Source organism: Streptococcus sp. 2021WUSS126, assembly GCF_044427255.1.
GTDB lineage: Bacteria > Bacillota > Bacilli > Lactobacillales > Streptococcaceae > Streptococcus > Streptococcus hashimotonensis.
In genome coordinates, this window is record NZ_JAOTGI010000005.1 from 13,710 (window position 1) to 28,291 (window position 14,582).

Annotated in this window: 19 protein-coding genes and 1 riboswitch; of the genes, 4 read left to right on the top strand and 15 right to left on the bottom strand. The window is 41.5% G+C overall.

The window, feature by feature from the left end:
* Nucleotide 1: 1 nt before the first annotated feature.
* The 3 genes from ODU39_RS03580 to ODU39_RS03590 form a co-directional block, all read right to left on the bottom strand.
* A complete protein-coding gene (locus ODU39_RS03580) occupies nucleotides 2-733 on the bottom strand; it encodes an ABC transporter permease (RefSeq protein WP_105136371.1) in 732 nt (243 codons plus the stop codon).
* Nucleotides 730-1,608 (bottom strand): ABC transporter ATP-binding protein, encoded by an 879-nt coding sequence (locus tag ODU39_RS03585; protein WP_398579919.1) that lies wholly within the window; start codon nucleotides 1,606-1,608, stop codon nucleotides 730-732. Before ODU39_RS03585 ends, ODU39_RS03580 begins: the two co-directional genes overlap by 4 nt.
* A 305-nt stretch (nucleotides 1,609-1,913) precedes the next feature.
* Nucleotides 1,914-2,432, bottom strand: coding sequence for a DNA starvation/stationary phase protection protein (locus tag ODU39_RS03590; protein ID WP_024384587.1), 519 nt, complete (start codon nucleotides 2,430-2,432; stop codon nucleotides 1,914-1,916).
* A 202-nt stretch (nucleotides 2,433-2,634) separates the two neighbouring features.
* Between ODU39_RS03590 and ODU39_RS03595 the strand changes: the two genes are divergently transcribed.
* From ODU39_RS03595 to ODU39_RS03610, 4 genes are all read left to right on the top strand, one after another.
* Nucleotides 2,635-2,847 (top strand): CsbD family protein, encoded by a 213-nt coding sequence (locus tag ODU39_RS03595; protein WP_002942806.1) that lies wholly within the window; start codon nucleotides 2,635-2,637, stop codon nucleotides 2,845-2,847.
* Between the two features lie 169 nt (nucleotides 2,848-3,016).
* The gene (locus tag ODU39_RS03600; RefSeq protein WP_398579920.1) at nucleotides 3,017-3,451 is read left to right on the top strand and encodes a low molecular weight protein-tyrosine-phosphatase; all 435 of its coding nucleotides are present in this window, start codon (nucleotides 3,017-3,019) and stop codon (nucleotides 3,449-3,451) included.
* Between the two features lie 131 nt (nucleotides 3,452-3,582).
* Complete coding sequence (locus tag ODU39_RS03605) at nucleotides 3,583-4,005, top strand: hypothetical protein (protein WP_398579921.1); 423 nt, start codon at nucleotides 3,583-3,585, stop codon at nucleotides 4,003-4,005.
* Nucleotides 3,995-5,794: an acyltransferase family protein gene (locus tag ODU39_RS03610; RefSeq protein WP_208571474.1), complete on the top strand. Its 1,800-nt coding sequence runs from the start codon at nucleotides 3,995-3,997 to the stop codon at nucleotides 5,792-5,794. The genes ODU39_RS03605 and ODU39_RS03610 overlap by 11 nt, the downstream gene beginning before the upstream one ends.
* Nucleotides 5,795-5,987: 193 nt before the next feature.
* Here the strand turns inward: ODU39_RS03610 and ODU39_RS03615 are convergent, their stop codons facing one another.
* From ODU39_RS03615 to racE, 12 genes are all read right to left on the bottom strand, one after another.
* Complete coding sequence (locus tag ODU39_RS03615) at nucleotides 5,988-6,641, bottom strand: phosphatase PAP2 family protein (protein WP_398579922.1); 654 nt, start codon at nucleotides 6,639-6,641, stop codon at nucleotides 5,988-5,990.
* A gap of 24 nt (nucleotides 6,642-6,665) precedes the next feature.
* Nucleotides 6,666-7,223: an ECF transporter S component gene (locus tag ODU39_RS03620; RefSeq protein ID WP_024384582.1), complete on the bottom strand. Its 558-nt coding sequence runs from the start codon at nucleotides 7,221-7,223 to the stop codon at nucleotides 6,666-6,668.
* A gap of 59 nt (nucleotides 7,224-7,282) precedes the next feature.
* Nucleotides 7,283-7,498: riboswitch (FMN riboswitch) on the bottom strand.
* 49 nt (nucleotides 7,499-7,547) lie between these two features.
* On the bottom strand, nucleotides 7,548-8,093 hold the full coding sequence (locus tag ODU39_RS03625; RefSeq protein WP_136670854.1) for a tRNA (cytidine(34)-2'-O)-methyltransferase: 546 nt from the start codon (nucleotides 8,091-8,093) through the stop codon (nucleotides 7,548-7,550).
* A gap of 706 nt (nucleotides 8,094-8,799) precedes the next feature.
* Nucleotides 8,800-9,039 carry a membrane protein insertion efficiency factor YidD gene (gene yidD, locus ODU39_RS03630; protein ID WP_024406654.1) on the bottom strand — a complete coding sequence of 80 codons (240 nt, stop codon included), beginning with the start codon at nucleotides 9,037-9,039 and terminating at the stop codon, nucleotides 8,800-8,802.
* Complete coding sequence (locus ODU39_RS03635; RefSeq protein ID WP_208561049.1) at nucleotides 9,039-9,770, bottom strand: pseudouridine synthase; 732 nt, start codon at nucleotides 9,768-9,770, stop codon at nucleotides 9,039-9,041. The genes yidD and ODU39_RS03635 overlap by 1 nt, the downstream gene beginning before the upstream one ends.
* Nucleotides 9,760-10,329 carry an SMC-Scp complex subunit ScpB gene (gene scpB, locus ODU39_RS03640; RefSeq protein WP_002939233.1) on the bottom strand — a complete coding sequence of 190 codons (570 nt, stop codon included), beginning with the start codon at nucleotides 10,327-10,329 and terminating at the stop codon, nucleotides 9,760-9,762. Before scpB ends, ODU39_RS03635 begins: the two co-directional genes overlap by 11 nt.
* Nucleotides 10,313-11,032: a segregation/condensation protein A gene (locus tag ODU39_RS03645; protein ID WP_398579923.1), complete on the bottom strand. Its 720-nt coding sequence runs from the start codon at nucleotides 11,030-11,032 to the stop codon at nucleotides 10,313-10,315. Before ODU39_RS03645 ends, scpB begins: the two co-directional genes overlap by 17 nt.
* Nucleotides 11,032-11,763 carry a site-specific tyrosine recombinase XerD gene (xerD, locus tag ODU39_RS03650; RefSeq protein WP_398579924.1) on the bottom strand — a complete coding sequence of 244 codons (732 nt, stop codon included), beginning with the start codon at nucleotides 11,761-11,763 and terminating at the stop codon, nucleotides 11,032-11,034. The genes ODU39_RS03645 and xerD overlap by 1 nt, the downstream gene beginning before the upstream one ends.
* On the bottom strand, nucleotides 11,760-12,218 hold the full coding sequence (gene cbpB / locus ODU39_RS03655) for a cyclic-di-AMP-binding protein CbpB (RefSeq protein ID WP_398579925.1): 459 nt from the start codon (nucleotides 12,216-12,218) through the stop codon (nucleotides 11,760-11,762). The genes xerD and cbpB overlap by 4 nt, the downstream gene beginning before the upstream one ends.
* Complete coding sequence (locus ODU39_RS03660; RefSeq protein WP_398579926.1) at nucleotides 12,215-12,742, bottom strand: metallophosphoesterase; 528 nt, start codon at nucleotides 12,740-12,742, stop codon at nucleotides 12,215-12,217. Before ODU39_RS03660 ends, cbpB begins: the two co-directional genes overlap by 4 nt.
* Nucleotides 12,715-13,725, bottom strand: coding sequence for a nucleoside-triphosphate diphosphatase (locus ODU39_RS03665; protein ID WP_253215442.1), 1,011 nt, complete (start codon nucleotides 13,723-13,725; stop codon nucleotides 12,715-12,717). Before ODU39_RS03665 ends, ODU39_RS03660 begins: the two co-directional genes overlap by 28 nt.
* Nucleotides 13,722-14,516, bottom strand: a complete 795-nt coding sequence (racE, locus tag ODU39_RS03670) for a glutamate racemase (RefSeq protein WP_015647255.1) — start codon at nucleotides 14,514-14,516, stop codon at nucleotides 13,722-13,724. Before racE ends, ODU39_RS03665 begins: the two co-directional genes overlap by 4 nt.
* Nucleotides 14,517-14,582 lie beyond the last annotated feature (66 nt).

Sequence of the window (14,582 nt, forward strand, 5' to 3'; positions counted from 1 at the left end):
CTCACTGCTGTTCAGATTTTCTATGAATAGCCAGAGCAATTCCTAAGAAAATTATGGCATATCCTAGGACAATTAGCAAGGATTTCCAGAGAAAAACTCCCTCTTGGGCATAGGTGGTCACCAGCTGATTGACATGGTAGCTGGGCATAAGTTTGCAAATTCGCTGTACCCAGTCAGGAAAGAGGGAGACAGGCATCCAAGAGCCACCCATGATAGCCAGAACAAAGTAGAGCAAGTTGGCCACCACCGACATGGTTTGTTCCGACTGGATTTGCACCAAAAGTAAGCCAATGGCTAGAAATACGATAGAAGTTACTAAAAGCAAGAGAGCCGAAATTCCCCATTCTTGAGCTGTCATCTCAACTCCCTTGACTAAGCCACCCACCGCAAAGACAATGGCAATGGAAGACACAAAGCAGAGCAAGACCCGCACGAGTTTGGACAGATAATATTGCCAGATTGGTAGGGGAGAATGCTGGATAAAGGTCAACCAACTATTGTTTCTATCCTCCGCCAACATCATGGGAAAGGTAAAAAGGGCAAAGCCCGACATAGAAAAGCCTGTCATGGTCAGCATATAGGACTGGATAAAGGCCTTTTGCATGGCTGTATCATCAAACTGGACCGTTGATGAGAAAATCAGGAAAAAGATGACGGGCATGCCGATAGATAGGAGAAAAACTCCCAAACTTCTAGATAATTTGACCGCTTCTACTTGCACCAATGCTTTCATGATTCTCCCTCCCTTGTCTTGTCAAATAGGCTGTTGAGCAGGGTCTTGTTCTGCACCTCTAAGTCTGAAATCCGACAGCCTGCTTCCTGCAAATTCGCCCAAACCTGCTCAATGGCACGGGTCTTGAAGCTGACCGTGTCCTGCTTATAGCTGATGTTATAAATCGCGTCCAAGCCCTCTACCACCGTCGCAAAGCGGATTGGCAGTGCTACTTCTTTTTCCTGCTCCTCACTTCGCATGGCAAACGGCGTCGTATCCCGCAAGAGCCTACCCTGGTGCAAGACCAAAATCCGCTCCGCCGTATGCTCCACTTCCTCGATGTAGTGGCTAGTATAAAAAATGGTCACGCCCTTTTCCTTCAAGTCATGGACAATCTCCCAAAAACGCTGACGGGTCGACGTATCCATGCCCGCTGTTGGCTCGTCCAAAAAGAGTAACTTGGGCTTGCCAATCAGGCAAATGACAAAGGCCAAGAGTCGCTTCTGACCACCCGATAGTTTGCCCGCCAGCTGATTTTTTTGATCTGGGGAAAAGCGGAGCAGGCTGTCGATTTCCACATCTGTCAGACTGTCCTTGTAGATAGCTTGGAAAAAGCGGAGCAATTCCCTGACCTTCAAGTCCGTTGGAATAGCATTTTCTTGAGGTAAGACTGCCACTGTTTCTTTATTGGGCCGAGCCTGCGGAGCCAGACCGTCCAACAAGACCTGCCCTTTCGTCACCTTTCTATCGCCCAACAAACAGGACATGAGCGTTGTTTTCCCAGCTCCGTTGGGACCAATCAAGGCCACACATTCCCCAGACTGTATCTCAAAGGAAATATCCGATAAAATGGACCGTCCTTTGATGATTTTTTCTAGTGCTCGTACTTCTATCATCTTTCTACCTCCTACTTCTTGAACATCTTACAATGACAGTATATCTCGAAAAAGGAGACCCTACCAGAAGCCTTTGTCATGGACTTATGTGACAAATGTCATATTATACTCAATGAAAATCAAAAGTAGCCTAGGAAACGAAGTCGAAGATAGAACTCTGTTACTATCTTGTTTCAAGGTAACAGGCTGAAAAGCTCCACCGGAGCTTTTCACTCATCAAGGCTCTTGACAACGGATAATGTTGATTTTCGAAGAGTATTAAATAATGCAGCAAAAAAGAGTCCCACTGGGGACCCTTCATCTATTTACAACTTAGGCGCTTGACCAAGTTCTGCTTGCAACATCCAAATATGTTTTTCAATACTAGCCTTAGCCACATTGAAAATGTCGTTGGTTACGCTGTCACCTTCTTCATCACTGACATCAAATCCCTTTTGGAAAAGAGCAGCCAGATAGCGGAACACCTCTACCACACGCGCCAATTGCTCTTCAATCGTTACAGTGTAATCACCAGGAACTTCCTTGAGCTGACTATTTTCACTAAACTCTTTAAGGGTAGAAAATGGTGCCCCACCTAAGGTGATTAAACGCTCACTCATCTCATCCAAATAGCCATCAATTTCTTCCATATATTCATCCATCTTTGGATGCCAAATCATAAAGCCACGACCACGCATATACCAATGAACTTGATGGAGGATAGAATGGGCTACTGATAAATCGGCCACCGCTTGATTCAAAACAGCCTTAGAATCAGCCAGTGATGGACGCGGGCTGAAAGACGCAATTTCTGCTGGAGATTGATAATATTTTTGTTTCATCATATATCACCCTTTCTTTTATTTATAATTATTATAAATAAAAGAAGAAAAAATTGCAAGAATTATCCCTCATCCTCCTCTGGCTTATTGACAAACAAATCCCTTGCTATATTAACTTATATACGTTAGACTAGTAAGTAAGAATAGTATGTGATTTTCTTTTTAGAAAGTCATCGCCCCATCTGTATATATAAGGAGGGATTTTATGTCAGAAGAAAAATTTGACGCAAAACTAGAACAGCTATCTGGCTCTGCAAAAGAGGTAATTGGTAAGTTGACCGGCGACAAGGAAATCGAAGTTGAAGGACTTGTTGAGAAAGGAATTGGCAAAGCAAAAGAGCTAGTCGAAGATGCAAAAGATGGGCTTGAAGGTGCCATTAACGGCATCAAAAATGCTTTCGACAAAGAAGAGAAATAAACAAAGAGTTCAATATAGGTAGGATTGCTCGTGCACTGTTTGATAATGAACATTACACTCAATTTGGTCTTTTACCTGTAGCCCGAACAAAAATATGCAAGAGAGGGGAACTCAGACATTTACCTGTCGAGTCTGCCCTCTCTTTTCTTATGCCACGAAAGGAGAATCTATGAAAAAAATCGTTTTTGTCTGTCTTGGAAATATTTGTCGTAGCCCTATGGCTGAATTTGTCATGAAAGATTTGACAAATCAATTTCATATTGAAAGCCGTGCTACTTCAAACTGGGAACATGGTAATCCTATCTACCCTGGAACTCAGAAAATTTTCCAAAAGCACAATATTCTCTATGACCAAAATAAATCGTCACAGCAAATGAGCCAGACAGATTTCGAAACATTTGATGTCATCATTGGTATGGACAGCAATAATATCCGAGATTTACAGAAAATGGCACCAGCACATGCTCAAAATAAGATTTTTCAATTCGCAGAAAAATCCGTACCAGACCCTTGGTATACTGGAGATTTTGACGAAACCTACGAAATGGTAAAGAAAGGTTGCCAAGACTGGTTGGACAGGTTACAGGCATTTGACCAAGAATAAGATTTTTTATGTAATATTTTTGTAATATTTGTAAAAAAATGGTAAACTATTTCTGACTGAACTGATAATTTCTTACTGTATCCTAGAAAGAACTGATTAGCGTCGGTCAAATCCTATGAAAGAGTAAAACGATGAAAGAGTTCAAATTACCTAGTATAAAATGGCATGATATAACAAGTCATTTCACCCGTCCAAAACTTGAAATCCTCTCCCTTATTATCATCCTCATCTGTGCCCTCTCTGTATTTACAGGGCAAATTGCCAGCAAGCAAGCCATGACTTTCAATAATGGTGCCCTGCAGTACAACGGTTATGTGGTTGCAAATAAAATGAATGGTCAAGGAAAATTGACCTTTGATAATGGAGATGTCTACGAAGGACAATTTACAAATGGAATTTTCCACGGTCAAGGAACCTACACATCTGCAAGTGGGTGGGTTTATACCGGGCAATTTAAAAACGGTTATGCCGATGGAAAAGGAAAATTGACCACCGAAGGACAAGCTACCTACGAAGGAACTTTTAAACAGGGGATTTATCAATATGAAAATTAAATGGTTATCCGTTATACGTGTGATTGGATTAGTCTTTGTCCTACTCTATCATTTCTTTATCAAATATTTCCCAGGTGGCTTTGTAGGGGTTGACCTCTTCTTTACCCTGTCTGGATATTTGACAACCGCCCTTTTGATTGATGAGTTTGCGAAACATAAAAAAATAGATATTGTCAGCTTTTTCAGAAGAAGGTTCTATCGGATTCTCCCCCCTCTGGTTTTAACGATCCTTTTGGTTCTTCCACTTGCTCTGCTTGTCCGCAATGATTTCATTGCCAATATCGGCAATCAGATAGCCGCTGCGCTCGGATTCATGACAAACTTCTTTGAAATTCTATCTGGTGGTAGTTACGAGAATCAATTTTCACCTCATCTATTTGTGCATACTTGGACCCTAGCCATAGAAGTTCAGTATTACCTTGTCTGGGCTGGTTTAGTTTGGTATCTGACTCGCATCTCAAAAAGTGTGGGGCAACTACGTGGATCAATTTTTCTAACATCTATAAGCCTCTTCTCGCTAAGTTTTTTAGCAATGTCTATCTCAAGTTTCTTTGTGGATAATTTCTCAACTATTTACTACTCGAGCTTCACACATACCTTCCCATTCTTCCTCGGAAGCATTCTCGCAACCATCGCTGGTATCGGAAATACAACAACTGCCTTCCAGCAACAAGTGAATACATTGAGTATCAAACAAGCTATAGGTCTGTTTCTTGGAGGACTAGGAGTAGAACTTCTTCTTCTCTTTACTCTTCAATTCAGTTCCATCTGGACCTATCTAATTGGTTTTCTTCTATCCAGTTTAGCTACAGCAACTATGATTTTTGCTGCTCGGGTACTTCACGAGAAAACCGAAGATGTCAAAGAACCTGCAATTATCCTCTTCTTTGCAAGTATTTCTTATGGTATCTACCTCTTCCATTGGCCCTTGCTCATTATCTTTACACAACTGACAAATGCCTCTATCGCTGCGGGATTATCCTTTGTTTTTTCTACTATCCTATCAACTATCTCCTTCTATATTCTAGAACCATATATTGCTGGTAAAGTAGGAAGTTTGTTTGGATTACCAATGGACTTAAAACCCTATAAAAAATGGCTTCTTAGCAGCTTTGCTTGCTTGACCATAATTAGCTTAGGTATCTGTCTGTTTGCACCAAAATTAGGAAGTTTTGAACAAGAGAGCATGGTTAGCAATCTTTATCAAGCTCAGACCCAACTAAATACAACACGATCTGCTGCTGAAAATGCTAAAGCTACTAGTTTTGAAATTCAAAAAGGAGTTATTATCTTTGGCGATTCTGTTACTGTTCGCGCAAGTTCTGCCATACAGACCGCGCTACCAGATGCACAGATTGATGGAACTGTCAGTCGAAATCTCTCTGAAATTGCTAAATTGATAAATCTTTATCAGCAAAATAATAGTTTGAAAGAGACTGTAGTTGTAGCCCTAGGTACAAATACTACGGATAATTATCAGGAACTACTAGACCAACTAGTCAAAGATTTTCCTAAAGGACGTCGCCTTATTTTTGTCACTCCTTACGATGGAAACTTCACTCCAAGCGAATCCATTTCCTATCAAACAGGTCAATACGAGAAAGAATTGGCTGAAAAATATGATTACATTTCCATTGCAGACTGGTATCAAGTTGCAAAGGATAATCCACCAATTTGGTACAATACCGACCTTGTTCATTTCAATCTTGAAAGTAATGGAGGCGAAGTCTTCGCCCAAACGATAAAAAATGCTGTCGAAGCCGTTGCTGATGGCCCAATCAAAAACTAGATTTATACATCATCATCCTCTGAGAATTTCTCGGAGGATTTTTGCACTATTTTCCGATAAGTCCAGTGCGAACTCTAAGAAATGGCGCTGTGCCTAAGCTCAGTCTCAATAAATCTTGCGAAATAAGGCACTTCTACAAAGGATGACAAATTAAAACTCCTACCTTTTACAGTAGGAGTTGGTGTCAAATTGACTATTTTTGCTTACTTTGGAAACGCCATTCAAAGCGTTTCTGATCGTAAAATGGATACGTCATTTGTAAAAGAGTGACGGCAAGTAGCCAACCGCCGATAATATCTGTCGGATAGTGAACCCCAATATAGATACGGGATACAGCTACCAGGACAGCAAGTAGAATCAACACGGCTTGTAGCACAAGTCTAGCTATGCCTTTCTTCATCCTCTGATGAATAATAATAACAACTGCTCCTGCAATCATCATAGCTGATGCAGTATGCCAGCTAGGAAATGAATAACCGATGGTATCAATCAACCATTCAATACTTGGACGCGGACGTTGGTAGACATATTTCAGGGCTGTGGATGCCACACCCATCGCCGCAAAACTAGCAAGTAGGAAATAAGCTTCTATCTTCCATTTTTTATAGTAGTAAAAGATAGCAGCTAAAATCAAGGTAATAGCTAAAATAATAACCGTATTTCCTAAAACAGTAATAGAGGTCCAAAATTGACTGGCTCCACTTGGTAAATTTCCACGAATGGCAGACTGGACAGTCGAGTCAAAACCTGCTAGGGTAATAGGATAAAATTTTACTACATAGCCCAATATCACAAAGGCCAGAGCAAAAAAAGATGCGTTTCGTAAATGGATTTGTTTATTCTTCATACAATATAGTTTACCTTATAAAGGTTAAACTTTCTTTAAAATAGGTTGGGCTGCTTTGTAACAGATATAAAATATTGCTGAAAGCACAATCCCTTGTAAAAGATTAAAAGGAAGTACCATCATCAAAAGATAGTTAGTCAGACCCAAGATTTCTTTAATATCAAAGTTTGCAAAGGCTGCATAGACAGGCACCGCATAAACGTAATTTAATACCAGCATCACTGCTGTCGAACCAATTGTCGCAACAGAGGCTGCTTTTAAATAATTTTTTATCGCTTGGTCATTTTTCCAGAAATAAGCTACTGCTAAAATGAAAACTGACATAGCTGCAATATTCATCGGTAAACCAATAATTGTCGATGGTCCCTGATTATTTAAAATCAGTTTGAGAAAAGTTCGTACCAAAAGGATAGCAAAACTAGACTTCATATCTAGAATAAGCAGACCAAATAAAATCGGTACGAGAGAAAAATCCACTTCCAGGAAACTGGCTGTTGGAATCAGCGGAAATTTCAAATACATGAGCAGAAAGGATACTGCTGAGAGAATGGCGATAATCGTCATTTTGCGTGTGTTTGTCATAAGGTTCCTCCAATTTTTGAAAATTGAAGAAGCGTGGAAGAGCAGGCAAAAAGCCTCCACTTCGTCTTCTCCCATCCAGACTTTACTGTCGGTTGTGGAATTGCACCACATCAGCTTTCGCTCGCAGACTACCAACGGTCTATTTTGTTCTAATACTGCGTTAGCTCATCTCGACATACATTCAGTATGGTCTTCGATTCGCTGCCTAGTCTTAAAATAAGATAGCCACGTTTTACACTGCCGGTCGGGAATTTCACCCTGCCCTGAAGACTATTTCATCATACCAAAAAAGCCTTGCATTTGCAAGAGCTTGGTAAGTTTTCACTATTTTAACTTGTCCCCATCATAGGTGTGAACCAAATCTAGACCAGCGAACTGTTGCTGCCGAAGAGCCTCATATACAATCATACACGCTGTATTAGAGACATTAAGACTACGCACATGCTTATCATTCATTGGAATACGGATAGCCTTCTCTGGATGTTCACGCATAAAATCTTCTGGCAAGCCCTTATCTTCACGGCCAAATAAGAAATAATGAACGTTCCCATCATTATAGTCTTCATCCGAATAGGTTTTATCAGCAAATTTAGATACTAAGTGAACACGTCCTTGTTTGCTGGCATAATCCATGAATTCTGCTAAATTGTCATAGAAGCGAACATCTAACTTATCCCAATAATCTAGTCCTGCACGTTTCATCTTACGGTCATCAATTGGAAATCCCATAGGCTTAATGATATGGAGAGGACTATTGGTTGCAGCACAAGTTCGAGCAATATTGCCTGTATTCTGTGGAATCTGTGGTTCAAATAAGACAATGTGGTTTTTGGCTGTTTCTTCTATATACTCTAATGTTTCAATATTCATAAGGACCTCTCTGGTGACATTTCACTAAATACGAATACCCTTCGAAAATCAAATCCAAACCATGTCAGCTTCATTTTGCCGTATACCATGCTTGTTTTCTAGTTTCTTTTTTTTGATTTTCATTGAGTAAAAAGACTCGACTGTCTCCTATGGCAAGAAAGACAAAAAAATAGCCACACTGCCCGGAGTCAAGCTCAGCAAACAGCATGGTGAATGATGATTCATTCACTTAACTCACAACAGGTTTGAGTTAAATCAATGAAATCGTGATACTATTGTAGCTTAAAGAAGGCTGAAAATCAAGAGTTTTGCCCCATTTTTTTCAAATTTTCATAGAAAATCATAGAGGCTGGGCAAAAAGACCAACCTCGCTTCTCAGAGTTCGTGTCAACATCTGAGCGCAGTTGTTGATTGGCTTTAACAGTCCAGTGGACTGTTAATATTGAGGTGAACCTGTTTCGCCCTATCTCCAGCCTTCAAAGGTTCCCGAACCTTTGAAGCGAGTACTAAAAACAAACTAATACTCAATGAAAATCAAAAGTAGCCTAGAAAACGAAGTCGAAGATAGAACTCTGTTACTTTCTTATTTCAAGGTAACAGGCTGAAAACTTCCACTGGAGCTTTTCACTCATCAAGGCTCTTGACAACGGATAATTTTGATTTTCGAAGAGTATAAACAACTGTAAATAACAAAAAGTAGGTTGCCCTACTTCTGCCTATTTCTTTTCAGACTAAACCTGTCCGGCACAGGATCTTCCCCACCTTCCACAAAGGGATGACAGCGACCAATTCGAGCCAACCCCATCAAAAAGCCCTTGAGTCCATGTTTTTGTAAGGCCTCGATCATATAAGCCGAACAAGTCGGACGGTAGCGACAAGAGGGCGGAAAAAGGGGAGAAATAAATTTCTGATAGAATCGGACCAAGCCGATCAAGAGTCTAGTCATTATTTTTTAACTGGCTTAGTAATAGCCAGGGTATGTAGCTTACTGATGTCTTTCTTGTTGAGCTTGCGGTATTCTCCTGGACGTAGGCCGGTCAAGTCAAGATTACCAAAGCGAGTACGAGACAGCTTATCTACCTGCAAGCCGACAGCCTCAAACATCTTCTTAACCTGGTGGTTTCGACCTTCATGGATTGTTAATTCTACAACTGAGCGGTTCTTAACAGGGTCCACCTTGATAATCTCATACACCGCAGGCTTGGTCTTTTTGCCATCAATGACAACACCACGGGTCAAGGGACGCAAGACTTCCTTGTTGGCAACCCCTTTGACACGCGCCAAGTAAACCTTATCAATCTCGTTACGTGGGTGAATCATCTCATCTGTAAAATCACCGTCATTGGTCAAAATCAAGACTCCAGATGTATCCCAGTCCAAACGACCAACAGGATAAATCCGCTCCTTAACTGTTGGCAACAAGTCCACAACCGTCTTTCTTCCCTTGTCGTCTGACACACTAGAAATAACACCTCGTGGTTTATTGAGGAGATAGTAGACCTTCTCTTCGTTATAAATTGGTTGTCCCTCAACCTCTACCTTATCACCCGATTTGATAACTGTCCCTAGCTCACGAACAACCTGACCATTTACAGTAACTAGTCCTTGTTTGATTAGTTCTTCTGCCTTACGACGACTGGCAACTCCAGCATGGGCAATGTATTTATTAATTCTCATTTTCTAACTCATTTCTTTCTACGAATAGCTCTGTTTCTTCTTGAATCAAATCTATTTCAGACACATCAGGCAATTCTTCTAGACTATTAATTCCCATGTAATCCAGGAAATAATCCGTTGTCACATAGAGATTTGGTCTACCAAGAACCTCTTTCTTACCGTTCTCACGAATGAGGTCAAAGGCCTGTAATTTACTGATGGCACCGCTGGAATTGACCCCGCGAATATCATCAACTTCAATCCGAGTAATGGGTTGCTTATAGGCTACGATTGATAAGGTTTCCAAAAGAGCCCGTGACATAGTCTGATTGATTGGTGTTTTGGCATAGATTCGCAAAAGATTTGCATATTCTTTTTTAGTAACCAACTTGTAGCGGTTGGAGGATTCTAAGATGGCTAAGCCTGAGGCTTTGTCTGCCATATATTTCTCACTAAGTTTCTCTAACTGCTGGCTGACAGCTGTCGGCTGCATTTCCAACATCTCTGCCAAATTTCGTAACGTCAAGCCATCCTCACCTGCCACAAAGAGCAGGACTTCGATTTCAGCTAAGCGATTCATCTTCACTCCTTACTAGATAAATATCTCCAAAAGTCTCTGTCTGTTCCAAGACGATTTCATGAACCTTGACCAATTCCAAAGTCGCAAGGAAGATCGTAATCATTTCATTGACATCTTGACTTTCTTGAAAAAGCTGACGGAGTTCAAGGCGTGGACCAGTCTCGAAACGACTGCGAACAAAGTCCATCATATCTTCGATTTTATATTCATCACGGGCAATGGTCGCATGAGACTGACGGAGGCTTGTCTGCTTTTCAGCCATTACTTTAGAAAAAGCTAGGAAAATGTCAATGACGGTCTTATCCTTGGCTAATTGTACATCATCATAAATCAAATCTAATTTAGGTTTTGAAAAATAGTTAGCCCGTTCATCATGTTGCTCCCCTAATTTCTCACTGAGAAGCTTGAACTTGCGGTATTCTTCCAACTGGACCAAGAGGTCCATTTCAAGATCATCTTCGGGATCAATTTGCTCAACAACCTTCGGTAATAACCGACGACTTTTGATGACCATCAATTGACTAGCCATGAGCATATATTCTCCCGCTACCTCTAAACGCACGGCTTGCAAGGTAGCAATGTAGGCTAAATATTGCTCGATAACCTCTGTAATCGGAACCTCGTAAATATCTACTTGATACTTGGACACCAGGTGTAGCAGGAGATCAAGTGGCCCTTCAAAATCTTTTAATTTTATATCCATTATCTAAATTTTTCTAAACTCATGCTTGTTTTTAGTCCCAACTGCTTGGCGATTTGGTCCAAGGATTTTCCTTCGTCTATCTGTTTTAGAATATACTGCTCCCGCAACTTTTGGGCTGTCCAATCAGGCTTGCCAATGGACTGGACAAATTCTGTCAGACGATTAAAAAACCATTGACGAGAATAGGTCTGTCCCTTCTTATCGAAGACATAGCGTCCAGACAGATGAGGCTCCATATAGGGGATCAATTCCTTGGGTAGAGTGAGCACACGCTTAGTCGCCCCTTTCTCAACTGTCAGGACTTGAAAATCCAGATTGACCTGCTGACTAGTCAGCTCTGCTATTTCACTAGGAGTCAGCCCCAATAAGGCAATCAAAAGAGCAATCAGTTGCCCATCAAGCCAAGGACTTTCTTGAAAGAGGAGAGTTAAATCCTCACGCTCCAGTTTCTTTTTGACGCTGGCTGGACCTGACATCGTTTGCAATTTATAAAAACGATCCAGGAGATTATTTTCATAAAGAAAGTAGAGAAATTGATTGACCGCTGACATTTTTCTTTTCTGAGCAGCAGGTTTCAAGTCTAGAAGAGACTGCTGATAGACCAAAAGAGACTGTTGGCTAATCTCCCCCTTTGTTACTGTCACAAATTGCTGCAGGTCATAGGTATAGGACTTTTGGCTGTTGACACTGACCTTTTTGCTCTGGATAAAAGATTCAATCGCCTGCTTCATTTCTTGCCTTCTTTTGATGCTAGGGGGAAATTATGCAAGAGAGCATTGATTGCCTTTAAGATGGATTTTCGTGTAATAATGCCTAGAAATTCTCTATTTTCCCCTAGAACTGGTAGGAAGGATTGGTCAACGAGCTTGCGCATGACTTCTGTCAAATCATAGTCCAAACTAACCGTCTCCTCGTCTGTCTTGACAATCAAGGAAATATCTCTGTTCAATTCATCATCTGATAACTCATGCTCAGCCTGGTACTTGATAATCTCCGTCAAGCCAATGGTGCCGAAGAAACAACCGTCTTCTGTCACCACAGGCACACGTGAATAGGTCATGTGACTGAGTAACAGTTTTGCATGGTCAATATTATGCGTATCAATAATTACTGCCAATTTATCCGCTGGTGTCAAGAAAGTTTCTTCCTGGTCCAATAAAAAGGCTTCAAATTCTCTTGCAATCATCTTGAAATATCCTTTGTCAATGCTGGGTAAAGTTGGTGCTGTCGATTGTAGTAATCCACATGTAAGTGATCGTCATAGATGGTCACAAGAGCATAGAGACATTCTCTGACCAGACCACGAGGTTGACTAACGGAGCCAGGATTGAGGAAGAGGGTCTTGCCACGCACTTCTGCATCTGGCACATGTAAATGCCCATATAAACAAATGTCCGCATCCACTTCCTGGGCCCAATAATCCAACCGTTGCCAGCCGTAATTAATGCCATAAAGATGACCATGAGTCTGAGCGATAGTCACACCATCCAATTGAGTAATGAGCTGGTCAGGGTAACCACCAAAATAGTCACAGTTTCCATTGACCACTTGAATGCCGTCCCAGAGACTATCTTGACTATCCAGCTCCGAATCACCATTGTGAAAGATGGCATCGACCTTACCAAGATAATGATGTTTAATATCCTCTACAATCTGTCTATCTCCATGAGAGTCGCTCATGACTAGGATTGTTTTGCTTGCTCCTGCCATACTGGAAATGCCTCCACTAATTTTTCTAGTGCTTGTGCACGGTGGGAAATCTTATTTTTTTCTTCTAGGGTCAATTCTGCCGAAGTCTTGCCTGTTTCGCCTACGAGGAAAAGTGGATCATATCCAAACCCATTTTCCCCACGGAGGTCCATACCGATAAAGCCTTCCCAGTCCGCTTCGACCACCAAACTCTCACGATTTGGAGCAGCCATGACCAGAGTACAGTGGAATTGTGCCGAACGATTTTTCAAGTCGAAGACCATGGCCAACTCGTGCAAGAGCTTGGCATTATTGAGCTCATCTGTGGCATCTGGACCTGAAAAACGTGCAGACCAAACTCCTGGTAAACCACCTAAAGCATCAACCTTCAAACCCGAATCATCTGCCAAGACCATCTTGCCTGTCAGCTCTGCTATGGTTTCAGCCTTGAGCCGTGCATTTTCCTCAAAGGTCATACCTGTTTCTGCTACATCTGGCAGGTCAGGATAATGGTTGAGGTTCTCGACCTGGTAACCAAAGCGCTCAAAAAACTTACGGAATTCCTTAGTCTTACCTTCATTTTTTGTAGCGATCAAGATGGTATCTCCCACGCTTGCCAATCCCTTGTCTTGACCGAAGAAATCTGCCGTGCTAACCCCTGCTTGGGGCAGATGAACCAAGAGAAGCTTGTCATTTTCTGTTACCAGAATAGCTCCTTGGTGTTGAAGAACTTTGAACTGGCGATTGTTTAACTCATTCAAAACATCACAGGCAAATTGAAAGAGGGCAAATTCAGACTGAAGTTTGATCACTTCAATGTTGACACACTGGTTGAAGTTGTCATCTTCATAATTACCTGCAATCAGTTTATCAAACAACTGACCAATCTGGTAAATTTCCTGCTCTCTTCCATTTTCTCCAAAGGAACCAAATAGGTTGGCAAAACTAGCCTTTCCGATAAACCAATTGTGTTCATCTCTGTATTCGTATATCTTGTCTGTCATAGTTCTACATGCTCCACATGAATATCAATGCCCATCCAGCTTTCAGCTATTTCTTTAAAAGCTGCCGGACTAGCTGTTGTGTAAAATCTGTGCTGAATATCCTTTTCGGTTCGGCTGCGGTTGATTTGAAAATAATTTAATAAAACAGAAATATCCCGCGCACACTCTGCACCACTATCGATTAACTTGACCTCCTTGCCCATGGCATTCTGGATGATGGGGCGAAGCAGAGGATAATGGGTACAGCCCAAAACCAAGGTGTCCACTTTCCCAACGAGTGGTCGAAGTGTCTCATAAACAACCTTTTTAGCAAGACTGGATTGGTGGCTATTGGACTCAACCAGAGGGGCAAACTTGGGACAGGCCAAACTGTCTACCTGTGTTTCCGGAGAAAGGGCCTGAATTTTTTCACGATAGATATCGGATTGAATAGTCATAGCCGTTCCTAAGACACCAACCTTACCAGTTTGCGTTGCCTTGATAGCTGCCGAAGCACCTGGTAAAATAACACCCAAAACAGGAATATCCAACTTTTCCTTGACTTCTTCCCAGGCTACCGCTGTTGCCGTATTGCAGGCAAAGACAATCATTTTTACATTTTTTGTCAAAAGGAAATTGACCAACTGCCAAGTATATTCTCTGATTTGTTCTGCTGGACGGGGGCCATAAGGTGCCCGTGCCGAGTCCCCGATATAAACGATTTCTTCATGGGGAAGTTGGCGCATTAACTCACGCGCAACCGTTAATCCCCCCACACCTGAATCTAAAAAACCTATTGGTCGATTATCCATAATACTGAGAATAGCCAGAAAATCTGACTAGCCTTTCTTTTCTACTCAAAAAATGGGATCTGGGAA